This window comes from Kitasatospora sp. NPDC048194 (assembly GCF_043202455.1).
GTDB lineage: Bacteria > Actinomycetota > Actinomycetes > Streptomycetales > Streptomycetaceae > Kitasatospora.
On sequence record NZ_JBIDAK010000001.1, the window covers coordinates 412,619 to 436,180 of the forward strand.

At 73.4% G+C, this 23,562-nt stretch carries 18 protein-coding genes; 8 read left to right on the forward strand and 10 right to left on the reverse strand.

The annotated features are described in order from the left end of the window. Positions 1-106 precede the first annotated feature (106 nt). Positions 107-4,765, reverse strand: coding sequence for a hypothetical protein (locus ACGF07_RS02005; protein ID WP_392894548.1), 4,659 nt, complete (start codon positions 4,763-4,765; stop codon positions 107-109). A 508-nt stretch (positions 4,766-5,273) separates the two neighbouring features. Continuing rightward, on the reverse strand, positions 5,274-5,717 hold the full coding sequence (gene mce / locus ACGF07_RS02010) for a methylmalonyl-CoA epimerase (protein ID WP_392894550.1): 444 nt from the start codon (positions 5,715-5,717) through the stop codon (positions 5,274-5,276). Between the two features lie 246 nt (positions 5,718-5,963). Between mce and ACGF07_RS02015 the strand changes: the two genes are divergently transcribed. Then, complete coding sequence (locus tag ACGF07_RS02015) at positions 5,964-7,157, forward strand: acetyl-CoA C-acetyltransferase (protein WP_392894552.1); 1,194 nt, start codon at positions 5,964-5,966, stop codon at positions 7,155-7,157. 118 nt (positions 7,158-7,275) lie between these two features. After that, positions 7,276-8,232, forward strand: coding sequence for a methylmalonyl Co-A mutase-associated GTPase MeaB (gene meaB, locus ACGF07_RS02020; RefSeq protein WP_350749850.1), 957 nt, complete (start codon positions 7,276-7,278; stop codon positions 8,230-8,232). A gap of 125 nt (positions 8,233-8,357) precedes the next feature. On the opposite strand, the gene ACGF07_RS02025 is transcribed toward meaB, so the two are convergent. From ACGF07_RS02025 to ACGF07_RS02045, 5 genes are all read right to left on the reverse strand, one after another. Beyond that, positions 8,358-8,873 (reverse strand): MarR family transcriptional regulator, encoded by a 516-nt coding sequence (locus ACGF07_RS02025; protein WP_350749852.1) that lies wholly within the window; start codon positions 8,871-8,873, stop codon positions 8,358-8,360. A gap of 40 nt (positions 8,874-8,913) precedes the next feature. Then, complete coding sequence (locus ACGF07_RS02030) at positions 8,914-9,714, reverse strand: AIM24 family protein (RefSeq protein WP_350749860.1); 801 nt, start codon at positions 9,712-9,714, stop codon at positions 8,914-8,916. 212 nt (positions 9,715-9,926) lie between these two features. After that, a complete protein-coding gene (locus ACGF07_RS02035; protein ID WP_350749855.1) occupies positions 9,927-10,577 on the reverse strand; it encodes an AIM24 family protein in 651 nt (216 codons plus the stop codon). Beyond that, positions 10,577-11,215, reverse strand: a complete 639-nt coding sequence (locus ACGF07_RS02040; protein WP_392894555.1) for an AIM24 family protein — start codon at positions 11,213-11,215, stop codon at positions 10,577-10,579. Before ACGF07_RS02040 ends, ACGF07_RS02035 begins: the two co-directional genes overlap by 1 nt. A gap of 92 nt (positions 11,216-11,307) precedes the next feature. Continuing rightward, a complete protein-coding gene (locus ACGF07_RS02045) occupies positions 11,308-12,177 on the reverse strand; it encodes a DUF2127 domain-containing protein (RefSeq protein WP_392894557.1) in 870 nt (289 codons plus the stop codon). 290 nt (positions 12,178-12,467) lie between these two features. Here ACGF07_RS02045 and ACGF07_RS02050 point away from each other — a divergent pair, with 290 nt between their 5' ends. Further along, positions 12,468-12,785, forward strand: coding sequence for a DUF3817 domain-containing protein (locus tag ACGF07_RS02050; protein ID WP_392894559.1), 318 nt, complete (start codon positions 12,468-12,470; stop codon positions 12,783-12,785). Positions 12,786-12,898: 113 nt separating this feature from the next. Here the strand turns inward: ACGF07_RS02050 and ACGF07_RS02055 are convergent, their stop codons facing one another. Further along, positions 12,899-14,527 carry a M4 family metallopeptidase gene (locus tag ACGF07_RS02055; protein ID WP_392894561.1) on the reverse strand — a complete coding sequence of 543 codons (1,629 nt, stop codon included), beginning with the start codon at positions 14,525-14,527 and terminating at the stop codon, positions 12,899-12,901. A 487-nt stretch (positions 14,528-15,014) separates the two neighbouring features. Then, the gene (locus ACGF07_RS02060) at positions 15,015-16,643 is read right to left on the reverse strand and encodes a M4 family metallopeptidase (protein ID WP_392894563.1); all 1,629 of its coding nucleotides are present in this window, start codon (positions 16,641-16,643) and stop codon (positions 15,015-15,017) included. Between the two features lie 497 nt (positions 16,644-17,140). Between ACGF07_RS02060 and ACGF07_RS02065 the strand changes: the two genes are divergently transcribed. The 3 genes from ACGF07_RS02065 (at position 17,141) to ACGF07_RS02075 (ending at position 20,007) form a co-directional block, all read left to right on the forward strand. Then, positions 17,141-17,677: a MarR family transcriptional regulator gene (locus ACGF07_RS02065; protein WP_350742566.1), complete on the forward strand. Its 537-nt coding sequence runs from the start codon at positions 17,141-17,143 to the stop codon at positions 17,675-17,677. Between the two features lie 76 nt (positions 17,678-17,753). Continuing rightward, positions 17,754-18,095 (forward strand): DUF3817 domain-containing protein, encoded by a 342-nt coding sequence (locus ACGF07_RS02070; RefSeq protein WP_350742568.1) that lies wholly within the window; start codon positions 17,754-17,756, stop codon positions 18,093-18,095. A gap of 226 nt (positions 18,096-18,321) precedes the next feature. After that, positions 18,322-20,007, forward strand: a complete 1,686-nt coding sequence (locus ACGF07_RS02075; protein WP_350742570.1) for a methylmalonyl-CoA mutase family protein — start codon at positions 18,322-18,324, stop codon at positions 20,005-20,007. Between the two features lie 75 nt (positions 20,008-20,082). Here the strand turns inward: ACGF07_RS02075 and ACGF07_RS02080 are convergent, their stop codons facing one another. Then, a complete protein-coding gene (locus ACGF07_RS02080; RefSeq protein WP_392894566.1) occupies positions 20,083-20,739 on the reverse strand; it encodes a TetR/AcrR family transcriptional regulator in 657 nt (218 codons plus the stop codon). Between the two features lie 364 nt (positions 20,740-21,103). Here ACGF07_RS02080 and ACGF07_RS02085 point away from each other — a divergent pair, with 364 nt between their 5' ends. Further along, a complete protein-coding gene (locus ACGF07_RS02085) occupies positions 21,104-22,099 on the forward strand; it encodes a tetratricopeptide repeat protein (protein WP_350742573.1) in 996 nt (331 codons plus the stop codon). Positions 22,100-22,855: 756 nt separating this feature from the next. After that, positions 22,856-23,527, forward strand: a complete 672-nt coding sequence (locus ACGF07_RS02090; protein ID WP_350742575.1) for a DUF6230 family protein — start codon at positions 22,856-22,858, stop codon at positions 23,525-23,527. Positions 23,528-23,562 lie beyond the last annotated feature (35 nt).

Below are 23,562 nucleotides of genomic sequence, written 5' to 3' on the forward strand. Positions count from 1 at the left end.
CTTCCTGTCGTCAAACCGCTGAGGTGGTTGAGGGAATCCTGACACGGTACCGGAGTGTCGACGGCGAAATGCCGTTGTCTCACGGACAATGACCGCCAATGTCCGCTCAATCGGGTGGTGCGTTCTTGGAGCGATTGCCACCCGACCGGGGGGAGCCAACTCCGGCACCGGCCTTGGCACCCCCGTCCTTCTTGCTGCTTCCCCCGTTGGTCTGGGCGACCGGTGCCGGCGCCTCGAAGGCCTCCAGCGCGGACAGCACGTCCTGGACCCTGGAGATCTCGGTGTTGATGTCCTTGCGACGGCGCACCAGTTCGTCCAGCTCGCGCCGGCCCTCGTCGGTGACCCGCTTGGCCTCGGCCTTCGCCTCGGCGACCAGGCGCTCGGCCTCGGCCTTGGCCAGCTCGATCTGCTCGTCGGCGGTGCGTTCGGCGTCCCGCAGCCGCTTCTCCGCCTCGGTGGCGGCGACCTCCAGCCGCTCCTCCGCCTCGGCCTCGGCCGACTGCAGCTTGGCCTCGGCCTTCTCGATCAGCGCCTCGGCGCGGTCGGTGGAGTTGGCGAGCTTGGTCTCCGCCTCCTTGAGCAGGCCCTCGGCCTTGCGGACGGCGGAGAGCCGGACCTTGCTGGCCTCCGCGGAGGCCTCCGAGGTCAGCTCGCCCGCGCGCTCCTCGGCGGCCGCGATCAGGGCGGCGGCGCGCTCCTCGGCCTCGGCGACGGTGGCCACGGCCTGCTCCTCCGCCTCCGTCAGCTGTTCCTGAGCGGCCGTCACCAGGGCGTCCACCCGCTCGCCGGCCGACTTCATGGCCGCCGCGTTCTCCTTGCGGGCGCGCTCGTGCAGCGCCTCGACCTCGGCGTCGGTGCGCTCGCGTAGCTCCTCCGCGCGCTCGCGGATGGCGGTCGCGTCCCGGCGGGCCTCGGCGAGCAGCGCGTCCGCGTCGGCGCGGCCCTTCTCGACCGCCGCCTGCCCGGCCGCCTCGCCGGCCGCGACCAGGCGGTCGGCCTCCTTGCGGGCGGCGGCGACCATCGCGTCCGCCTGCTCCTCGGCGGCGGCGGTGGTGGCCAGCGCGGTGGTCTGGGCGTCCTCGCCGAGCGCCTCGGCGTCCGCGAAGGCCTTCTCCAGGACGGACTTGGCCTGCTCGCGGGTGGCCTTGTCGAACTGCTCGGCGGCCTCCCGGGTCTGCGCGTCGTAGGCGTCCGCGCGGGCGTGGGTGGCGCTGTCGTACTCGTCGGCCAGCGAGCGGGTGGCGAGGGCGTACTCCTCGGCCTCGGCGCGCAGGCCGGCGGCCAGCTCCTCGGCCTCGGCGACCGTCCGGGCGGCCTGGGCCTCGGCGTCGGCACGCAGCTGCTCGGCGGCCTCCCGGGCGGCGCGCAGCTCGGCCTCGGCGTCGGCGCGCAGCTGCTCGTCGTAGGCCTGGGCCTCGGCGCGCCGGCGGGCCAGCTCGGCCTCGGCGGCCTCGCGCTCGGCGGCGAGCTCCAGCTCGGTCTGCTCGCGCAGGGCGGCGGCCTCGGCCTCGGTACGGGCGCGCAGGTCGGCGCTGTACCGGTCGGCGGCCTCGCGCTGCTCGGTGCTGTACTGCTCGGCCAGGTCGCGCTGTTCGGCGGTCTCCCGGTCGGCCAGGTCGCGCACCTCGGCCGCGTAGGCGTCCGCCTCGGCGCGGTGCTCGGTGGCGTACTCCTCGGCGGCCGCGCGCTGCTCGGAGGTCTCGCGCTCGGCGAGGGCGCGGGTCTCGGCGGCGTCCTGCTCGGCGCGCTCGCGGATCCCGGCGGCCTCCTGCTCGGCGGCGGCCTTCAGCGCGGTGATCTGCTCGGCGGCGGCCTCGTGCAGGCCGGCCACCGACTGGCGGATCCCGGCGGCCTCCTCGTCGGCGGCGGCGACCAGCTCGGCGCCCTCGGCGCGGGCGGCGGCGAGCAGCTCCTCGCCGTCGGCCCTGGCCTGCTCCAGGACGGCGGCCGCCTCGGCACGGACGCTCTCGGCGGTGGCACGGGCCTCGGACAGCTCCCGGCCGGCCTCGGCCCGGACCGTCTCGGCCTGCTCGTTGGCCAGCGCCAGCTCGGCGGCCGCCTTCTCCCGGGTGGCCTCGGCGTCCTCGGCGGCCTCGGCGAGGCGCTGCTCGGCGGTGGTACGGGCCTGCTCCAGCAGCTCGTCGGCTTCGGTGCGGCGGTCGGTCGCGTACTGCTCGACCTCGGTGCGCAGCTCGGCGGCGTACCGGTCGGCGGCCTCGCGCTGCGCGGTGGTCTCGGCGGCGGTGCGCTCGGCGAGCTCGGCGGCGGCCTGCTCGGCCTCGGTACGGACCCGGTCGGCGTAGGCCTCGGCGCTCTCGCGCTGCTCGGTGGTCTGCCGCTGGGCGAGGGCGCGCAGCTCGGCGGCCTCGCGGTCGGCGCTCTCGCGCTGCCGGGCGGCGTACTCGGCGGCGGCGGCGCGGACCTCGTTGGCCTCCTCGGCGGTGCGCTCGGCCAGCTCGGCGGCGGCCTGCTCGGCCTGCTCCCGGGCGGCGCGGGCGGCGGCCAGCTGCTCGGCGGTCTCCTCGCGTTCGCGCTGCAGTCCGGCGGCGGCCGCCTCGTGCTCGCGCAGGCTCTCCTCGCGCAGCGCCTTCGCGGCGGCCTCGGCCTCGGCCCGGGTGCGGGCGGCCTCGGTGTCGGCCTCGGTGCGCACCCGCTCGGCGTCGGCGACCGCGGCGTCGCGCACGGCGTTCGCCTCGGCCTGGGCGTCGGCGGTCAGCGCCTCGGCGGCGGCACCCGCCTCGGTGCGCACCCGCTGGTCGAACTCGGCGGCTTCACGCCGCAGTTCGGCGGTCTCGCGCTCGGCGGCGGCCCGGTTCTCGGCGGCCGCCGCCTTGGCCGCGGCCAGGGCGTCCTGGCCCTGCTGCTCGGCGGCGGCGGTGATCTTCGCGGCCTCGGCGCGGGCCCGGGCCAGGGTCTGCTCGGCCCGCCCCTGGGTCTCGGCGGCCTGCTCCTGGGCCTGCTCGCGAAGCCGCTCGATCTCCCCGGCGGCACCGGCGCGCAGCTCGTCCGCGTCGGCCTTGGCCTTGGTGAGCAGCTCCTCGGCGTTCTTCGCCGACTCCTCGATCTGCAGCACGGCCTGGCGGCGGGCCTCACTGCGCACCCGGTCGGCCTCGGCCGCGGCCTCGGCGCGCAGCTCCTCGGCCTCGGCGCGCAGCCGGGCCGCCTCGTCCTGCATCTGCTCGATCCGCTCGCGGATCGCGGCGGCGTCGTCCAGGGCGGCGTTCTGGGCCTGTTCGACGGCGGCCTGGGCCTGCTCGCGCAGCCGCTGCGCCTCGGCCCGGGCCTCGGCGCGGATCCGCTCGGCCTCGGCGGCGGCCTCGGTGCGGGCGGCCTCGGCGTCCTGGTTGGCCTTGCCGAGCACCTCCTCGGCGGTCTTGGCGGCCGTGGCGAGGTGGACGGTGGCGTCCTTGGCGCCGGCCGCCCGGCCCTCCTCCTCGGCTTCGCTGCGCAGCCGCCGGGCGTCGGCCTCGGCCTGCGCGCGCAGTTCGGCCAGGTCCCGCTCGGCCCGGGCGCGCAGTTCGGCGATGGCGGCCTCGGCCTCGGCCTTGAGTTCGGCGGCGACCGACTCGGCGGTGGCCCGCAGCCGCTCGCTCTCCTCGGCGGCGGCGGCCCTGGCGGCGTCCGCCTCGGCCTGCTTGGTGGCGGCCTCGGCGCGGATCGCCTCGGCCTCGGCGCGGATCGCGGCGGCCTCGCTGGTGGCCTGGGCGACCATCCGGGCCACCTCGGCCCGGGCGGTCTGCGAGCGCTGCTCGCTCGCGGCCTCGCCGTCGGCGACCTTGCGCTCGGCGGCGGCCTCGGCGTCGGCCTGGAGCTGTTCGGCGGCCTGCTCGGCCTGGGCGCGCAGCTCGGCGGCCTCCCGGCGGGTGCGCTCGGCCTCGGCGATCGCCTCGGCGCGCAGCCGCTCTATCTCGGCCTTCGCGGCGGTGAGCTGCTGGGCGGCGCTGGCCTGTTCGGCGGCGGCCTGCTCCTTGAGCCGGCTGATCTCGGCGTGGGCGACGGCGAGCTGCTGCTCGGCGGCGGCGTGTGCGGCGGCCAGCTCCTGCTGGGCCTGGCCGCGGGCCGCGTCGACGTCGGCGGCGGCCTGGGCGCCGGCCTGCTGGGCCTGCTCGGAGGCGGCCCGCAGCAGGCGCTCGGCGTCGCTCTGGGCCCTCTGCAGGGCGGCCTCGGCGGCGGCCCGGGCCTCGCCGCGGGCGGCGTCCACGTCGGCGGCGGTCTGGGCGCGGGCCTGGTCGGAGAGGGCGGCGGCCTCCGCGCGGGCGGCGGCGACCATCCGCTCGGCCTCGGCGCGGGCCTCCTGGAGCAGGCGCTGGGCCTCCTGCTCGGTGCCGGCCCGGGTCTGCTCGGCCCAGCCGTTGACGTGCTGCTCGGCGGCGCGGCGCAGCTCGGCGAGCTCCTCCTCCAGCTGGTGGCGGCGGGCGGTGAGCTCGGCCTCCAGGCGGGCGGTGCGTTCGGCGGCCTCGGCCATGATCCGCTGGGTCGCGGCCTGGGAGTCGCGCAGCTGGCGCTCGGCGTCGGCACGCAGCTGCTGGGCCTGCATCTCGGCGGTGCGGAGCATCTGCTCGGCCTGGCCGGAGACGGCGTCGAAGGCGCGCGGCTGGGCGAGCATGCGACGGGACTCGTGCAGCTTGGCCCGGAGCACCTCCACCTGGTAGGCGAGGTCCTCGGCATGCTCGACTGCCTTGTCCCGCTCCTTCCGAGTCCGACCCATCTCGGCCTCGAACTGGGAGAGGTGATCGTCAGCCTCGTAGCGGTCGTTGCCCCGCACTCCGCGGTCCCATCCATCTCCTGGTCGCGTCCTCGACCCGACCGGTCCAGGGCTGTCCCGGTCCGACTGGTCCTTGCATCCGTGGCCACTGGACGACTCCCCGCCAAGCCGGGATCGTCCGCCGCGGTCGTCGGAGTCCGTGGGGGCGGGAGCGCGGGGTGCCGCGTTCCCCCGTCCGGGTGGACTCCTGGGCGAACTCTTGCCTGTGGAGAATGGTGACAGATCCGTCTTGCGACTGTTCAGCCGTGCCCGCGTACTGGACTCCCCTGCGACGGGCCGACCACCGGAGGGCGGACGGGCCTGTCATCGGCCGTGCCCGTCGCCTCCGTCCCCCGGAGTCTTCGCGCACCTGGGCATTGTAGTGGGAGCGCGGGGCGGGGGAATGGCCGCGTGGGGGTTTTCCGGCTACCGGGCGAGGTTACTGACGGGTCGCTAGGGTCGGGCCCGGTGGGGCCGCCCGTTCGAGCGGCTCCACCGGGCCCGACCCGGTGCTCCCGGTACCCGGCGCTCAGTGCTCGCCGTGCGCGCCCGGCTCGGCCGAGGTGACCAGCTCGGTGAGCACCCCGCCGCAGTCCTTGGGGTGCAGGAAGGTGATCCGCGAGCCCATCGAGCCGATCCGCGGCTGGTCGTAGAGGACCCGGACGCCCTTGCCCCGGATCGCCTCGGCGTCGCCGTCCACGTCGGCGGTGCCGAAGGCGATGTGGTGCACGCCCTCGCCGTTCTTCTCCAGCCACTTGGCCACCGTGGAGTCCGGCCGGGTGGGCTCCAGCAGCTGGAGGTACGAGGCGCCGCCGTCGTCCGTCCGGTTGATCCGGAGCATGGCCTCGCGCACGCCCTGCTCCTCGTTGACCTCGCTGTGGAACACCTCGAAGCCGTAGGTGGCGCGGTAGAACTCGACCGTCTTGTCGAGGTCTCGGCAGGCGATGCCGATGTGGTCGATACGGGTCAGCACGGCGACCTCCGGAGCGGGTAGGGATGAAGGTGGCACCCAGTGCAGCGCATGGCGCCGAGCCGGCGCCAGCGGCGGACGTGCGAGTCTGCTCACACGCGGCCGGGTTCACCCGGATCGTGTTGACACGGTGTTGACTGGAGGGTGCCAGTGCGCTCGATCACACCGTCGCTCCGGTGACGGGCGGAAAACGGGTCAGTACATTGAGCGCATCCTCACCTGGCCACGACGTGCGAAGGGGCTCGTCCCATGACCAACACCACCTCTGTGATCGTTGCCGGTGCGCGGACCCCGATGGGTCGACTGCTCGGCTCCCTCAAGGGCTTCTCCGGTGCCGAGCTCGGCGCCTTCGCGATCAAGGGCGCGCTGGAGCGGGCCGGGATCACGGGTGAGCAGGTCCAGTACGTGATCATGGGCCAGGTGCTGCAGGCCGGTGCCGGCCAGATCCCGGCCCGCCAGGCCGCCGTCAAGGCCGGCATCCCGATGAACGTCCCCGCGCTGACCATCAACAAGGTCTGCCTCTCCGGCCTGGACGCCATCGCGCTGGCCGACCAGCTGATCCGCGCCGGCGAGTTCGACATCGTGGTGGCCGGCGGCCAGGAGTCGATGACCAACGCGCCCCACCTGCTGCCGAAGTCCCGCGAGGGCTACAAGTACGGCGCGATCGAGATGCTCGACGCGATGGCCCACGACGGCCTGACCGACGCCTACGAGAACATCCCGATGGGCGAGTCCACCGAGCGGCACAACACCCGCCTGGGCATCGCCCGCGAGGTGCAGGACGAGATCGCCGCCGCCTCGCACCAGCGCGCCGCCAAGGCGCAGGCCGACGGCGTCTTCGACGCCGAGATCGTCCCGGTCGCGATCCCGCAGCGCAAGGGCGAGCCGGTGCTGTTCAGCCAGGACGAGGGCATCCGCGCCGACACCACCGTGGAGGGCCTGGCCAAGCTGCGCCCGGCGTTCACCAAGGACGGCACCATCACCGCCGGCACCTCCTCGCAGATCTCCGACGGCGCCGCCGCCGTGGTCGTGATGAGCAAGGCCAAGGCGGAGGAGCTGGGTCTGACCTGGATCGCCGAGATCGGCGCCCACGGCAACGTGGCCGGCCCGGACAACTCGCTGCAGTCGCAGCCGTCCAACGCGATCAAGCACGCGCTGGCCAAGGAGGGCCTGGAGGTCTCCGACCTCGACCTGATCGAGATCAACGAGGCGTTCGCGGCCGTCGCCCACCAGTCGATGAAGGACCTGGGCGTCTCCTCCGACATCGTCAACGTCAACGGCGGCGCCATCGCGCTCGGCCACCCGATCGGCATGTCCGGCGCCCGTGTGGTGCTGACCCTCGCCCTGGAGCTGCAGCGCCGCGGCGGCGGCGTCGGCGCGGCCGCGCTGTGCGGCGGCGGCGGCCAGGGCGACGCGCTGATCGTGCGGGTCCCGAAGGCCTGACCTACCGCTCCGTCCTCGGGGCTGCGGACCGCCACAAGCGGTCCGCAGCCCCTTCGGCATCTGCCGACCACCGCCGGCACCTGCCGACTACCGCCGGCATCTGCGCAAGGAGACCCTGATGATCGATGTCGCCACGCTGGTCGAGCAGGCCCGGGAGGGCCGGCCGCGGGCGGTCGCCCGGCTGATCACCCTGGTGGAGAACGCCTCCCCGCAGCTGCGGGAGGCGATGGCCGCGCTCGCGCCGTACACCGGGCAGGCCTACACGGTGGGGCTGACCGGCTCGCCCGGGGTCGGCAAGTCCACCTCCACCTCGGCGCTGGTCTCCGCCTACCGGCGGCTCGGCAAGCGGGTCGGGGTGCTCGCCGTCGACCCGTCCTCGCCGTTCTCCGGCGGGGCGCTGCTGGGCGACCGGGTCCGGATGCAGGACCACGCGACCGACCCCGAGGTGTTCATCCGCTCCATGGCCACCCGCGGCCACCTCGGCGGGCTGTCCTGGGCGGCGCCGCAGGCGCTGCGGGTGCTGGACGCGGCCGGCTGCGAGGTGATCCTCGTCGAGACCGTGGGCGTGGGGCAGTCCGAGGTCGAGATCGCCGCCCAGGCCGACACCGCCGTGGTGCTGCTCGCCCCCGGGATGGGCGACGGCATCCAGGCCGCCAAGGCCGGCATCCTGGAGATCGGCGACGTGTTCGTGGTCAACAAGGCCGACCGGGACGGCGCGGACGCCACCGCCCGGGAGCTCAACCACATGCTGGGCCTCGGCGAGGCCCGCGAGCCGGGGGACTGGCGGCCGCCGATCGTCAAGACCGTCGCGGCCCGCGGCGAGGGTGTGGACGAAGTGGTCGAGGCACTCGAGAAGCACCGTGCCTGGCTGGAGGAGCACGGCGAGCTGGCGGCCCGCCGCCGCCGCAGGGCCGCCCAGGAGATCGAGGCGATCGCCCTGGCCGAGCTGCGCGCCCGCATCGGCGACCTCTCCGGCGACCGCCAGCTCGCCGGCCTCGCCGAACGGGTCGTCGCCGGCGAGCTCGACCCGTACGGCGCCGCCGACGAACTCGTCGCGGGCCTCACCCGGAACTGAGCCCGCGGCGCCCTGGCGCGCCGTCACCCCGCGCCCGGCGGGGGCGGTGGGGGCGGTGGGGGCGCCGTCCGGCTGCGGCGCGCGGGACGCCGGTGCGGTCGACGTCCCGCGCGGGGCCGGCGGGCCTACGAGCGGCCGCGCAGGCCCCGGAGGTGGTCGGCCACCGGGGCCAGGGCCTCGTACATGGCGTCCAGCTGTTCCGGGGTGAAGCGGTCGATGAAGTGCGCCCGGACGCTTCGGACGTGGTCCGGGGCGACACGCTGCATGGTCTCCCAGCCCTGCTCGGTCAGGTGGGCGAAGAGGCCGCGGCGGTCGCCGGGGCACTCCTGGCGCAGCACCAGGCCGGCGTTCTCCATGCGGGTGATCTGGTGGGAGAGCCGGCTCTTGGACTGCAGGGTGGCGGTCGCCAGGTCGGTCATCCGCATCCGGTGGTCGGGGGCCTCGGAGAGGACGACCAGGATCTCGTAGTCGTTGATGGCCAGGTTGTGCGGCTGGAGCTCACGGCTGAGCTGGTAGTCCAGCAGCTTGGCGACCTCCAGATGGGCGCGCCACATCCGCTGCTCCCTGGCGGTCAGCCAGGGAGTGTCCCCGTCCGGCTGCGACGGAGGGGTGTCCGCAGTGTCGGTCGTGTGCGTATCCATGGGATCCAGCATAGCCGATTTAGTTCAATGTTGTACAACTTCAGAGGCCGAATCGCCGACCGAGGTCACCCAGGTTACCGAGACCCGGCGCGGGGGAGTGGCCGCCGCCGTGGCCGGGCCCGGCGGGCACCCCGCTGCCCGGGACGCCCGCTTCGGCGCCCACCACGCCCACCGACCGCTCGGCCAGCAGCTTCTCGCTGGACTGGATCAGCACCTGCCCGGCGCCGATGAACTCGAACTGGTGCTCCTCGCCGGAGGCCCCGCCGATGCCGGTCAGCCGCCGCAGCCCGCCGACCACCCCGTGCAGGTAGTCGTGGTCGTAGTGGTGGCACGGCGCGGGGCAGTCCGCCCAGCCGACGAGGGCCTGCGGGTCCACCCGGATCGGCGGCTCGACGAAGTGCACCGGCCCGTTGGAGGCGGCGACGAAGCGGCCGGTGCCGATCAGGGTCAGGAAGCCCGGGATGATCGACTGCTTCAGCCGCAGCGTCGGGTCGAAGGCGAGCAGGTTGCCGGAGCGGACGGTCAGGTTGCCCTCGTCCAGGTCGTAGGAGTTGAGGTCGAAGGCGCGGTCGGCCAGCAGCAGCTTGCCGCGGCCCTGGGCGACCACCCAGTCCGACGCGTGCAGCGGGGAGTTGAAGTGCTGCCCGAGCGCCCGGTCGATCATCCCGGCGCCGACGCCGCGGAAGGTGATGTCGCCGTAGTAGGCGACCATCTTGCCCTTCTGGAGGAAGTACGAGCCGTTCAGGTCGACCGAGAAGGCGTACGGGTTGACGTTGTCGCCGGCCGGCAGCGTGTGCGCGTCGTGCACCACCGGGCCCGCACCGCCGTGGGTGGTCGGCAGCGGGGCCTGGGCGCCGCCGAACTGCTCCTGGGCGTACGCCTGTTGGGGCACCTGGACCGGCTGGGGCGGCTGCTGCGGGTACCCGGGCGGGGGCGGCGGCGGGTAGCCCTGCGGCGGCCCGTAGGCCGGTGGCACCGGCGGCACGGCGAAGCCCGGCTGGGTCTGCTGGTCGTGCGGGGACTGCCCGTACGGCGGCTGCGGCGGGTAGGACATCAGAGCTTCTCCTCGCTCGCCTGGACGTACACCGCGCCCTGCCCGGACAGCTCCAGCTGGAACGCCTCGCCCGAGCCGCGGCCGATCATCTCGCGCCAGCCGATCGCCGTGGACAGCTTGTTGCGCACGTCACCGCGGTGCGCGACGTACGCCTGCGGGTCGACGTGCACCGACCCGCCGGGGGTGATCGGCAGCTCGAAGACGCCGCCGTGGGCCATCACCGCGACCGAGCCGTGGCCCTCCAGCCGGGTGGTGAACAGCCCCTGCCCGCTGACCTGGCCGCGGACCATGCCCATCACCCCGCCCTGCGAGCCGAGGAACACGGTGGACTGCCGCAGCGTGCCCTCGAAGGCGAGCAGCCGGTCGGCCTCGACGAAGAGGGTGTCCCCGGCCAGGTCGATCACGTGCACGTGGTGGCCGCCGTGGCCGAACATCACCCGGCCCTGGCCCTCGACGGTCATCAGCGGGGTGTCCTCGTTGGCGACCCGGCGGCCGATCATGGACATCACCCCGCCCTGGCCACCGGTGATGTCGGGAGTGAACCGGACCTCTCCGGTGTACGCGATCATCGCGCCGCGCTGGCTGAACAGCTGCCGGCCCGGCACCACCTGGGCCTCGATCAGCTTGCCGTTGATCCGGGTGAAGCCCATCAGACGTCACCCCCGACGGTGACCCGCTCCGAGGGCTGGACGTACACCAGGCCCTCGCCGGTGAACTCGACCTGGACGGCCTCGCCGCCGCCCTCGCCGATCACCGTGGTCCAGCCCGCGCCGGACTTGAGGCTGCGCTGCAGGCTGCCGGTGTGCGCGATGTACGCGCCCGGGTCGACCCGCAGCGGCATGTCCTTGCCGACCCGCAGGATGACCGCGGGCCCGTTGGAGGTGACGGCGGCCCAGCCGTGCCCCTCGACCTTGGTGGTGAACAGGCCGTTGCCGGAGGAGACGCCGTTCAGCCCGGTGAAGCTGGTGCCGGTGTGCAGGCCGGCCTCGGTGCAGAGCAGGTTGTCCGCCTCGACGTAGAGCGTCTCGCCGTCGAGGCGGACCAGGTTGATCTCGGTCGCCTTGTCGGCGAAGTAGCAGGTGCCCTGGCCCTTCACCTCCATGACGGTCATCCGCTCGCCGGTGAGCCTGCGGGCGACCATGCCGCGCAGTCCGTCCCCACCGCCGGTCAGCTTCTTGAAGGTCATCTGGCCGGTGTAGGCGACCATCGAGCCGTGCCGGGCCTTGACGGCGTCGCCGGCCAGCTCGACGGCGAGCACCCGTGATCCCTGGAGTCTGAACTGTGCCACGGGCGCAATCTAGCTTTTCCGGGCGCGACCGGGCGAGGGGGCGGGGGCGAACTGGTACGGGTCCGGGACAAACCGGCGGGTGGACGCGCCGCTCAGGAGCGGGCGTGCGCCCCCTGGCCGGGGCCGCGGTCGGGGCCGTGTCCCGCGTCCTGGGCGGGGCGGTGCCCCGGGCCCCGGTCGGGGCCGTGACCGGCGGGCGGCAGCGCGCCGGCCGCCTCCTCCACCTCCAGCAGCGAGGCCGAGTGACGCTCGGCCTCGAAGGCCGCCGCGCCGCCGCGCAGGCCGAACAGCCGCTTGGAGAGCATGATCCACAGCACCGCCGCGATGTTCAGCAGCAGGGTGCAGACCTTGATCGGGCTGACGTGCTCGTGCAGCTCGTAGCCCTCCAGCGGCAGGAAGGCCGCGGTGGCGACCACGGTCAGGTACTCGGCCCAGCGCTTGCCCAGCCAGAGGCCGACCGCCTCGACGATCTCGATCAGCGCGTACGCCACCAGTGCGCCGGCGACGACCAGCAGGGTCTTCTTCTGGTACCCGAAGGTCTTGCGGATCGTCTCGACGATCGGGGCGTGGTCGAGGTCCCAGTGGAAGTGGTCGGCGACCGGCCTGAACACCGTCAGGTCCTCGTCGAAGACCCGCTGCACGGCCTCCTGGCTGTTGGAGAACTTCCACACGCCCCAGGCGATCAGGATGATGACGATGCCGCGCAGCACCCGCTCGACGGCCAGGAAGCGCAGGATGAAGAGGTCCCGCAGGGCCTTGCCGCGCGGCACCAGCGGGGCGTCCGCCGCCGGGCCGGAACCGTGCGGGGCGCCGAGCGCGAAGTCGCCGCAGCGCAGGCAGCGCCAGGCGTCGCCGACGGCGGTGGCGGTGTGCAGCCGGGCGGCCAGCTCGGGTTCGGTCGGCGCGTAGGTGACGTGCCCGCGCTTGGCGCAGGTCCTGCGGTCCCAGTCCCGCTTGAACATGGTGTGGCCACCCCCGTGTGCGATGCGTCGGGCGCGACCCGGGCGGTGGGCGCGCGGGCACGAGGATAGGGGGTGCGGGCGGCGGAGCGCCGCGCCCGGCGCGGTCCGGCACACAGCTGTGACACCGCCGGTGCGTCTGGTGACCCGGGCGGGGGCGCCGCTGTGAGATCGGGCACGGTGGCCGCCCCGCCCCGGGGCCCGGACGTGTGCTCGGTGATAATGGGCCGGAAGGCTTGTGAGTCGCTTCACAAGCACGCCGCGCCTCCGACCCCCGTATTGAGGTATCCATCGTGAACAGCAGCGCCGTCCACCGCCTGCGCCTGGTCTCCGCCCCCGAGGGGATCTCCTTCGTCCTGCTGCTCATCTGCTCGGTGCTGAAGCGGACCACGTCCTTCGACGCCGTGCCGGTGATGGGCATGGTCCACGGCATCCTGTTCATCCTGTACGTGGTCTTCTGGATCCAGGCCTGGCAGGCGCAGAAGTGGGACGCCAAGCGCGGTGTCCTGCTGTTCGTGCTCTCGGTGCTGCCGCTGGGCGGCTTCTTCGCCGAGCGGATGCTCGGCCGCGAGGAGCGCGGGGAGCTGGAGACCGCCGCCGCCACCGCCTGACCCGCACGCGTGGACGGCGACGGGCTGCCACGGCCTCCTCTCCCGAAGGGCCGCGGCAGCCCGTCGCCGTCTCCCGCCGGAAGCGGCCCGGCGGGGGTGCGTCCGGGGTGCGTCTAGTTGACGTTCACCCCGCTCCAGGCCGCGGCCACCGTCTGGTACTCGGTGCTGCTCGCGCCGTAGAGGTCGGAGGCAGCCTTGAGCGTCGCGGTGCGGGCGGCCTTGTAGTTGGTCGTCGAGGTCATGTAGACGGTCAGCGCGCGGTACCAGATCGCGGCCGCCTTGTTCCGGCCGATCCCGGTCACCTTCGCGCCGTTGGAGGTCGGGCTGTTGTAGCTGACGCCGTTGATCACCTTGGCGCCGCTGCCCTCGGCGAGCAGGTAGAAGAAGTGGTTGGCCACGCCCGAGGAGTAGTGGACGTCCTTGTTGCCGACGCCCGAGGACCAGTAGTCGGCCGACTGGCCGTCCTTGGAGGGCTTGTCCATGTACCGCAGCGGCGTGCCGTTGCCGTTGATGTTGAGCTTCTCGCCGATCAGGTAGTCCGGCGGGTCCGCGGGCAGGTTGGCGTACCACTCGACCATGGTGCCGAAGATGTCCGAGGTGGCCTCGTTGAGGCCGCCGGACTCGCCCGAGTAGTTCAGGCGGGCGGTGGCCGCGGTGACGCCGTGGCTCATCTCGTGGCCGGAGACGTCGACGGCGGTGAGCGGGTGGGTGTTGCCGGACCCGTCGCCGTAGGTCATGCAGAAGCAGGAGTCGTCCCAGAACGCGTTGACGTAGTTGGAGCCGTAGTGGACCCGGCTGGCGGCGCCGACGCCGTTGTTCTTGATGCCGTTGCGGCCGAAGGTGCTCTTGTAGAAGTCCCAGGTGACGGCCGCGCCGAACTGGGCGTCCACGGCGGCGGACTCGCGGTTGGAGGGCGAGCCGTTGCCCCAGGAGTTCGTGGTGTTGGCGAACAGGGTGCCGCTGCCCGAGCTGCCGCCCTTGAGGTCGGTGGTGGACTGGCCGCCGCGGGAGGCGTCCTTGAGCGTGTAGGTCGAGCCGCTCTGGGTCGTGGTCAGGGTGACGGTGCCGACGTTGACGCCCTTGCCGGTGCCGGTGGCGGTCTGCACCTGTTCCTGGCTGGACAGCACCTGGCCGGTGGCGGCGTCGGTGACCACCTCCTGGCGGCTCGGGGTGCCGTCGGCCCGCTCGCCGCGCACCACCGTGCGGTGGGCCAGCCGCGGGCTGCCGTCGGCGGCCCAGACCACCAGCTCGGGCGCGTCGGCGCCGTCCACCCGGCTGAGGGCCGGCTCGTCCGCGTCGGCGGCCTGTCCGACCGTCGCCCGGACGGCGTCGGTGGCCCGCTGGGCGGCCTGGCCGGCGGCCAGCGCGGGGGTGGTGGCGGGCAGCGACAGCCGGCCGGCGAAGGCGCGGTCCACCGAGCCCACCGAGCCGTCCGGGCGCTGGTGGACGACCAGGTCGCCGCCGAGCACCGGCAGACCGGCGAAGGTGCGGTCGTAGCGCAGGTGCCGGGTGCCGTCGGCGTCCACCACGGCGTCCCGGGCGACCAGTTGCTCCTGGCCGCCGAGGGCCAGCTGCCGCGCGAGCGGGGCGCTCTGCGCGGCGGCCAGCGCGAGCGGCGCGGCCGACGGCCGGTCGGGCGCGGGGGCGGCCGCCTGGGCGGCGGGGAGGGCGGCGATCTGGACGACGCCGGCGAGCAGGGCGGTGGCGGAGAGTACGGCCGGGAGGGTCAGCTTTCGCTTCACGTGCGGGGGGTTCCCTTCCACGAGACCCGCGGATGCCTGCGGGTGCGCCGCCTACCGGGGCGCCGGGGTTGGCGCCGTTGGGGCGGTGGGGCGCGGACGTGCGGCTCCCGTGCGGCTTCTGACGGACCGCCGGTCGGGTGGGGGCGGCGGTCGTCGGACGGGAGCTTGGTCAGAAGCATGACAATCCGTGTCCGGAAAGACCAGGGCGCCCACCGGGATTGGCCAGGAGTCGCCAGCGCCGGTACGGATGGTTCGGTTGCCCTCCCGTGCCCGGAATCCGCGGTTCGTCCCCCTGGCGGGACTCCGCCAGCCGCCCGGCCTTGACAGCGGGCGGCACCTCGACGGCGCCAGGGCTCGACGGCGCCGGGCCTCGACGGCGCCAGGGGTTCGGGAAGTAGCCTCCCGGGCCGGCGGCCCGGGTACGGAAAGGACGCCCGGGGCCGCCGTCGGGCGGGGCCCCGGGCGTCCTGTCGCCCGGTGCGGTGCGTCAGTTGACGTTGACGGCGCTCCAGGTGGCGGCGACGGCACCGTACTCGGCGCTGGAGGCGCCATACAGGTCCGACGCGGCCTTCAGGGTCGCCGCGCGGGCACCCGCGTAGTCGGTGGTCGAGGTCATGTAGACGGTCAGCGCCTTGTACCAGATCTGCGCGGCCTTGTCCCGGCCGATGCCCGCGAGGGTGGAGCCGTTGGAGGTCGGGCTGTTGTAGCTGACGCCGTTGATGGTCTTGGCGCCGCTGCCCTCGGCGAGCAGGTAGAAGAAGTGGTTGGCCACGCCCGAGGAGTAGTGGACGTCCAGGCTGCCGACCGAGGAGGACCAGTAGTCGGCCGAGTGGCCGTCCTTGGAGGGCTGGTCCATGTAGCGCAGCGGCTTGCCGTCACCGTTGATGTTGATCTGCTCGCCGATCAGGTAGTCCGGCTTGTCGGAGGCCAGGTTGGCGTACCACTCGACCATGGTGCCGAAGATGTCCGAGGTGGCCTCGTTGAGGCCGCCGGACTCGCCCGAGTAGTTGAGGCCCGCGGTGGCGGAGGTGACGCCGTGGGTCATCTCGTGGCCGGCCACGTCCAGGGCGGTCAGCGGGTGGGTGTTGCTGGCGCCGTCGCCGTACGTCATGCAGAAGCAGCTGTCGCTCCAGAACGCGTTGACGTAGTTCTTGCCGTAGTGGACCCGGCTGCTGGCGCCGACGCCGTTGTTCTTGATGCCGCTGCGGCCGAAGGTGTTCTTGTAGAAGTCCCAGGTCGCCGCCGCGCCGAACTGGGCGTCCACGGCCGCCGACTGGGCGTTGGACACGGTGCCGTCGCCCCAGGCGTTGTCCGTGTCGGTGAACAGCGTGCCGGAGCCGGAGGTGCGGCCCTTGAGGTCGCTGGTGGACTGGCCGCCGCGGGAGGCGTCCTTCAGCGAGTAGCCGCCGGAGGTCTGGGTGGTGGTCAGCGGGACGGTGCCGACGAAGACGCCCTTGCCGGTGCCGGAGGCGGTCTGCACCTGCTCGTGGGTGGAGAGCACCTGGCCGGTGGCGGCGTCGGTGACGAGCAGCTGGCTGCTCGGGGTGCCGTCGGCGCGCAGGCCCTCGACCGTGGTGCGGTAGGCGAGCCGCGGGTTGCCGTCGGTGGCCCAGACGACCAGCTCGGCCTGGCCGCTCTGGTGCACCTCGGTCAGCGGCGACTCGTCCTCGTCGACGGTGATGCCGATGGTGGACCGGACGGCGCCGCTCGCCTGGGCGGCGGCCTGGTCCGCCGGTATCCGCGGGGTGAGGCTCGGCAGGGCGAGGCGCGCGCCGACCGCCTTGTCCACGGCGGTGGTGGAGCCGTCGGCCTTCTGGTGCACCACCAGGTCGCCGCCCAGCACCGGGAGCCCCGCGAAGGTGCGCTCGTAACGCAGGTGGCGGGTGCCGTCGGCGTCCACCACGGCGTCCTTGGCCACCAGTTGCTCCTGGCCGCCCAGGGCGAGGGCGTGCGCCACCTTGCCGGCCTGGCCGTTGGCCAGGGCGATCAGGTCGGCGCGCTGCTGCGCGGTGCGGGCCTGCGGAGCCTGCTCCGCCTGCGCGGCGCTCACCTGGACGACGCCGGTGAGCAGGGCGGTGGCGGAGAGTACGGCGACTGCGGCGAGCTTACGCTTCACGGACGAGTCCTTCCGGGAAACCGCGTGTGGGCGCGGTCGCGTCTCGTGCCGGGGGCCGGGGTCGGCTCCTGAGGGGCGGGACGGACGCTGACGTGCGAGGACCCCGAACGGTCGTGCGGCTGCCACCGGTCGGGTGGGGGTGGTGGCGGTCGAACGGGGTTGGCGGAAAGCATGACAATCGAGCAAATCAAATGACAGGTCTTGTTCATGGATTGGCCAAGTCCCGCCAGGGCGACGGATTGTGAACGGAGGGACAAAGCGGATCTTTCGCCCCGCCTTTCAGCGGGTTCCGGTTCGAACCGAGGCCTGATACCGCGGCGTTGGCCCCGTCGACCGCCAAGTCGGGCCCGTCCGAAGGACGTTGTTCTGCGTTCACGCCGACGCAATGTCCAGGTATGGACCTGGCCGTCCGATTGGCGGGATCCCGCCACGCGCCCCACTTGTCCACCATCAGGACAGCTGGTAGCACACGTCCCGTCCGCCGGTACGGTAAGGACGTGGCCAAGCCCCTCGCACTCGACTTCGACCCGATCGCCCGCGCCGACGAGCTGTGGGCCCGCCGCTGGGGCACCGTGCCCTCGATGGCGGCGATCACCTCGATCATGCGCGCCCACCAGATCCTGCTCTCCAGGGTCGACGCGGTGCTGAAGCCGTACGGGCTGACCTTCGCCCGGTACGAGGCGCTGGTCCTGCTGACCTTCAGCCGCACCGGCGAGCTGTCGCTGTCCAAGATCGGCGAGCGGCTCATGGTCCACCCCACCAGCGTCACCAACACCGTCGACCGCCTGGAGCGGGCCGGCCTGGTCGCCCGCCGCCCCAACCCGCTGGACGGCCGCGGGGTGCTCGCCTCGATCACCCCGCGCGGCCGGGAGGTGGTCGAGGAGGCCACCCGGGAGCTCATGGCGATGGAGTTCGGGCTGGAGGAGTACGGGCCCGAGCAGTGCCGGCAGGTCTTCGAACTGCTCAGGCCGCTGCGGGTCGCGGCCGGGGACTTCTCCGAGCCGGACGAGGGGGCTGCGCGGGAGCGGCCGTGAGGGCGGCTACCCTCGTGGGAGCGGTGCGCGGATCCGGGCGTACCGGCCGAAACTGCCGAGCGAGGCGAGGAAGAGTATGAAGGCGACCCCCCTGCTGGGCTGGTACCGCGGCCTGGCCATTGCGACCGGTACGGCCCTGCTGGTGTTCTGCGGCTTCATGGTGGCGAAGTACGGCTTCGACGCGGCCAAGGACGTGACCACCTACGTCGCGATGCTGCACGGCTACCTGTACATCGGGTACTTCGTGGTGACCTTCCTGCTCGGGCAGAAGCTGAAGTGGCCGCTCGGCCGACTGGTGCTGACCCTGGCGGCCGGCTGCATCCCGTTCCTCTCCTTCGTCTTCGAGCGCAAGGTGGCCCGCGAGGCCGCCGGCGTGCTCCCGGCGGGCGACGCCGCCCGCCAGCCGGCCGGCGTCTGAGCCGACCCGCGGGTCAGCCGGGCGTCCCGCGCCGGGCGTCCCGCGCCGGGCGTCCCGTGTCGAGAGCGCCCCTTCCCCGTGCCGGGGGAGGGGCGCTCCGCCGTTTCCCGGCCCCGCCCGGCGGACATCCGTCGACAAGTAGTAGGACGTCCGAGTAAATTGTTAGGACGTCCTAACAGCTGTGCCGCCCGGTGCCGTGGCGGCCGTACGGAGCGGAGTTCGGCCCATGGACGCCGAGGAGATCGAGCGCGGACGGCAGCGCTGGCAGCAGCGGTACGACAAGGCCCGCAAGCGGGACGCGGACTTCACCACCCTCTCCGGTGACGAGGTCGAGCCGGTGTACGGGCCCGCCCCCGGGCAGGCCGTCGAGGGCTTCGAGCGGATCGGCTGGCCGGGCGAGTACCCGTTCACCCGCGGGCTGCACCCCACCGGCTACCGGGGCCGCACCTGGACCATCCGCCAGTTCGCCGGCTTCGGCAACGCCCGGCAGACCAACGAGCGCTACCGGATGATCCTGGACGCCGGCGGCGGCGGCCTCTCGGTCGCCTTCGACATGCCCACCCTGATGGGCTACGACTCGGACGACCCGCGCTCGCTGGGCGAGGTCGGCCACTGCGGCGTGGCCATCGACTCGGCCGCCGACATGGAGGTGCTGTTCGACGGCATCCCGCTCGGCGAGGTCACCACCTCCATGACGATCAGCGGCCCGGCCGTCCCGATCTTCTGCATGTACCTGGTGGCCGCCGAGCGCCAGGGCGTGGACCCGGCGGTGCTCAACGGGACCCTCCAGACGGACATCTTCAAGGAGTACATCGCCCAGAAGGAGTGGCTCTTCGCCCCCGAGCCGCACCTGCGCCTGATCGGCGACCTGATGGAGCACTGCGCCAAGGGCATCCCCGCGTACAAGCCGCTGTCCGTCTCCGGCTACCACATCCGCGAGGCCGGGGCGACGGCCGCGCAGGAGCTGGCCTACACCCTGGCGGACGGCTTCGCCTACGTGGAGCTGGGCCTCTCCCGCGGCCTGGACGTGGACGTCTTCGCGCCCGGCCTGTCCTTCTTCTTCGACGCGCACCTGGACTTCTTCGAGGAGATCGCCAAGTTCCGCGCGGCCCGCCGGATCTGGGCCCGCTGGATGCGCGACCGCTTCGGCGCCAGGACGGACAAGGCGCAGTGGCTGCGCTTCCACACCCAGACCGCGGGCGTCTCGCTCACCGCGCAGCAGCCGTACAACAACGTGGTGCGCACCGCCGTCGAGGCGCTCTCCGCCGTCCTCGGCGGCACCAACTCGCTGCACACCAACGCGCTGGACGAGACCCTGGCGCTGCCCTCCGAGCAGGCGGCCGAGATCGCCCTGCGCACCCAGCAGGTGCTGATGGAGGAGACCGGCATCACCAACGTGGCGGACCCGCTGGGCGGCTCCTGGTACGTCGAGGCGCTGACCGACCGGATCGAGCAGCAGGCCGAGGCGATCTTCCAGCGGATCCTGGACAAGGGCCGAGAGGACCACGCGATCGGCCCGATCACCTCCGGCATTCTGCGCGGGATCGAGGAGGGCTGGTTCACCGGCGAGATCGCGGAGGCGGCGTTCCAGTACCAGCAGGCGGTGGAGAAGGGCGAGAAGCGCGTGGTCGGCGTGAACTGCCACCCGCGCAGCGTCACCCCGGACCTGGAGATCCTGCGGGTCAGCCACGAGGTGGAGCGCGAGCAGGTGCGGGTGCTGGGCGAGCGCAAGGCGGCCCGGGACGACGCGGCGGTGCGCGCCGGGCTGGACGCCATGCTGGCGGCGGCCCGCTCGGGCGAGTCGATGATCCCGCCGATGCTGGACGCGGTGCGGGCCGAGGCGACGCTCGGCGAGATCTGCAACGCGCTGCGGCAGGAGTGGGGGACGTACCGGGAGAACGCGGCGTTCTGACCGCCCGGCCGCCGAGGGCGGCGGACCACCCGGAGCCGCCGTACGGGACTCCCGTGCGGCGGCTCCGGCGTGCCCTCAGCCGGTGGTGAGCGGCCCGAGCAGCAGGTCGGTGAAGCGCCGGGTCCACTCCGGGGTGATCGGTTCGCCGCTGACCAGGACCCGGTGCTCGACGGTGCCCGCGATGGTGTCGAAGATGATGTCGACCTCCTGCGCCGCCGCCTCGGCGTCGGTGTCCGGCTCGAGTTCGCCGCGCGCCTGGGCGGCGGCCCGGCCCTGCCGGACGAGGTGCTTCTGCGGGTCCACGATCGCCTCGCGGATCCGGCGGTGCAGTTGCGGGTCCCGGATGCCCTCGGCGAACAGGGCGAGCAGCGCGGCCTGGGTCTCCGGGCGGGCCAGCAGGTCGGCGAACTGGGTGACCACGGCCTCGATGTCGTCCCGCAGGTTGCCGAGGTCGGGCATCACCAGTTCGTCGAAGAGGCTGGCGACGGCGTCCACCACGAGTTCGTTCTTGGACGGCCAGCGGCGGTAGAGGGTGGTCTTGGCGACCTTGGCGCGGACGGCCACGTGGCCCATCGTCAGTCCGCCCCACCCGAGTTCGGCGAGCGCTTCGCGGGTGGCGTCGAGGATCGCGAGGTCGGCGGCGGCGCTGCGCGGGCGTCCCTTGGCCCGGAACGCGTGGGCGCTCTCCCGGACTGTGCTGTCCGGGCTCGCGGGGGGCTGGGCGGCCGGCACCGGGTCTCCTTGCGCTTTACTGCTGAGTAACTTGGGTGGGGTTGGTAACGGTAGCGACTGTTCGCCGGTTCGGGCAGCCGTCGGAGCCGGGAAAGTGGGGCAGCTCACGTCCCCGAACCGCCGCTCGGGCTTGCGGCCGGGGCACCGGCTCCAGTTACGCTACGACCTGTAGCGAAAGCAGTGACAACCAGGCGCCGCGTCCGTGGGACGGGGGCGGCGCGGCGCGGGTGGGGATCCGCGCCGAACGGTTCAGGCTACCGGGGGAAGGGCGCACGGCCCGGGAACCCGCCGCCGCGCGGCCCGCGCGGGGCGACTTTCCGGAGGTTGGTGCCCGCGAGCAGCGCGGACGGGGGAGGATGGTGCCATGCAGCCACGGAATTCGCGTCTCAACAGCGCCGCCCTGCGCGGCGCGGTCGACCTCGCCGCAGTGAAGGCGGCCGGCGAGGCCGCCCAGAAGGCCGAGCAGGCCCGGGCCGAGCGGGCCCGTCAGGCGGCCGCCGCCGAAGCGGCCGGAGTCGCCCCCGCCCAACCCGCCGACTACCGGCTCGTCATCGACGTCACCGAGGACACCTTCGAGACCGAGGTCGTCCAGCGCTCCACCGAGGTGCCGGTCGTCATCGACTTCTGGGCCGAGTGGTGCGGCCCCTGCAAGCAGCTCAGCCCGATCCTGGAGAGCCTGGCCGAGGAGTACGCCGGCCGCTTCGTGCTCGCCAAGATCGACGTGGACGCCAACCAGCTGATCGCCCAGCAGTTCGGCATCCAGGGCATCCCGGCCGTGATGGCCGTGGTGGCCGGACAGCTGGTGCCGCTGTTCCAGGGTGCGGAGAGCGCCGCCAACGTCCGCAAGGTGCTGGACCAGCTGATCCTGGTCGCCGAGCAGCGCTTCGGCATCTCGGGCGGCGCGGCCGCGCCGGCCGGGGAGCAGCCCGCGGCCCCGCAGCGGCCGGAGGACCCGGCGCTGGCCGCCGCGCACGACGCGCTGGACGCCGGGGACCTGGGCGGCGCCATCCAGGCGTACCGGAACGTGCTGGCCGACGAGCCCGGCAACACCGAGGCCAAGCTGGGCCTGGCCCAGGCCCAGCTGCTGCAGCGGGTCGAGGGCCTGGACCTCCAGGCGGTCCGGGCGGCGGCCGCGGCCGACCCGAAGGACGTCCAGGCGCAGCTCCGGGCCGCGGACATGGACCTGGTGGGCGGTCACGTCGAGGACGCCTTCGGGCGGCTGGTGGACACCGTCGGCCGGACCTTCGGCGAGGACCGGGACACCGCCCGGCTTCGCCTGCTGGAGCTGTTCGAGGTGATCGGCGCCGAGGACCCCCGGGTCGTGGCGGCCCGGACGGCCCTGGCGCGCGTGCTGTTCTGAGCCGGGCGCCGATCGCGTCCGGTCGGCGCCGGGCCCCGGCCCGGCTCCTCGCCCGGCCCGGGCCTGGCACCGAGTGCCTGGCACGGCGGATGACCTGCGGTGTCGCTGGTGATATGGCGACAATCCGGTCAGCCGGACAGAGGTTTACCAAATCTTGATTTCACCCGTGGGTGGTCACGTCCCGTGACCACCCACGGGTGTTTCGTCCGTGTTTCCGGCGAGTTTCGCCGTCACGTTTTCTTCAAGTCGTCACGCACGGTGTAATTCCGGCCAATTTCATGATCGATGCCACCGGCTGTTGGATTACCCGTCAGTAAGTCACCCCTTGTGCTTCGCCCGGGATTCAAGCACGATCGGCCACGCCCGGTCCCAGACTCCACACCTCCGACAGCCGGTCGGCCGGTACGGAGCGCGGGATCCCCACCGGGTGATCCGCCGGCTCCGGTCGGCGGTAGGGAGGGCAGGGGGGTATCCGCGGTCCCACGGCGGTTCCTGTCCTCGACCGGCCGCGCGGCCCTGCGCGGTCGCTGGTTGTCGCTCGGGGGTGATCGCCGATGTCGTCGGTCCGACCCGTCGTCCCGCAAGGACGGCCGGTATCGGGACGGGAGTGCCGCGTTGCGCCGGCCGCTCCCGCGTCCGACGACGCCCACGGCGCTCTCCGCTACCGAGGACGTAGCTCTCTCCCATCCCAGGCCCCCACCGGCGCGGGACGCGCCGCCGGGAGCCGGAGATGTACGTCCTAGAAGGAGGACTCGCATGTCCAAGGCCTACGGCAAGACCCGCTGGAAGCGCTTCGCCCTGGTGATGGTTCCGAGCGTCGCGGCCACCGCGATGGTCGGCGTCTCGATCGCCAACAGCGCGCTCGCCGCCTCGTTCAGCATTTCCGGCCAGCAGTTCAAGGTCAGCACCGACCAGCTGCACGGCACCAACTTCGCCCAGTTCGGCTCGGTCGACCTCGAGGCGAACGGCAAGCCCCACCCGGTCGCGGTCTCGGCCTTCGACCACGCCGACATCACCAACCTGTGCCAGTCGGTGGTGACCGACCTGTCCGCGTTCGGCCTGGGCAAGATCACCCTGCAGCTGCACGCCGGCACCGAGAAGGACAAGCCGGTCCAGGCCGACAACCTCCTGATCGACCTGGAGCAGCTGAAGGCGGACGCGACCTTCACCAACATCAACATCGGTCAGGACGCCTCCACCCTCTCCGGCACGGCCACCCAGGGCTGGGCGCCGCACCCCGGCGTCACCAAGGCGGGCGGCGGCGCCGGCCTGCCGAGCGGTGCGACCGGTTTCGCCCAGGCCGCCCAGAAGGCCGACCTGAGCGGCGTTCAGCAGACGGCCCGCGCCACCTCGGCCGGCACCTTCAAGCTGAACGGCCTGAACCTCGCGCTGAAGAGCGGCGACGGCCCGGGCAACGAGTGCTTCTGAGCCCCGCCTGACGGCCCGCCTCCGGGCGGGCCGGT

Coding starts and splice junctions, on each gene's coding strand:
- ACGF07_RS02025 (WP_350749852.1), bottom strand. CDS start 8,873: ATGGATACGCACACGACCGACACTGCGGACACCCCTCCGTCGCAGCCG.
- ACGF07_RS02090 (WP_350742575.1), top strand. CDS start 22,856: ATGTCCAAGGCCTACGGCAAGACCCGCTGGAAGCGCTTCGCCCTGGTG.
- ACGF07_RS02035 (WP_350749855.1), bottom strand. CDS start 10,577: ATGGGCTTCACCCGGATCAACGGCAAGCTGATCGAGGCCCAGGTGGTG.
- ACGF07_RS02070 (WP_350742568.1), top strand. CDS start 17,754: ATGAAGGCGACCCCCCTGCTGGGCTGGTACCGCGGCCTGGCCATTGCG.
- ACGF07_RS02085 (WP_350742573.1), top strand. CDS start 21,104: ATGCAGCCACGGAATTCGCGTCTCAACAGCGCCGCCCTGCGCGGCGCG.
- meaB (WP_350749850.1), top strand. CDS start 7,276: ATGATCGATGTCGCCACGCTGGTCGAGCAGGCCCGGGAGGGCCGGCCG.
- ACGF07_RS02045 (WP_392894557.1), bottom strand. CDS start 12,177: ATGTTCAAGCGGGACTGGGACCGCAGGACCTGCGCCAAGCGCGGGCAC.
- ACGF07_RS02075 (WP_350742570.1), top strand. CDS start 18,322: ATGGACGCCGAGGAGATCGAGCGCGGACGGCAGCGCTGGCAGCAGCGG.
- ACGF07_RS02015 (WP_392894552.1), top strand. CDS start 5,964: ATGACCAACACCACCTCTGTGATCGTTGCCGGTGCGCGGACCCCGATG.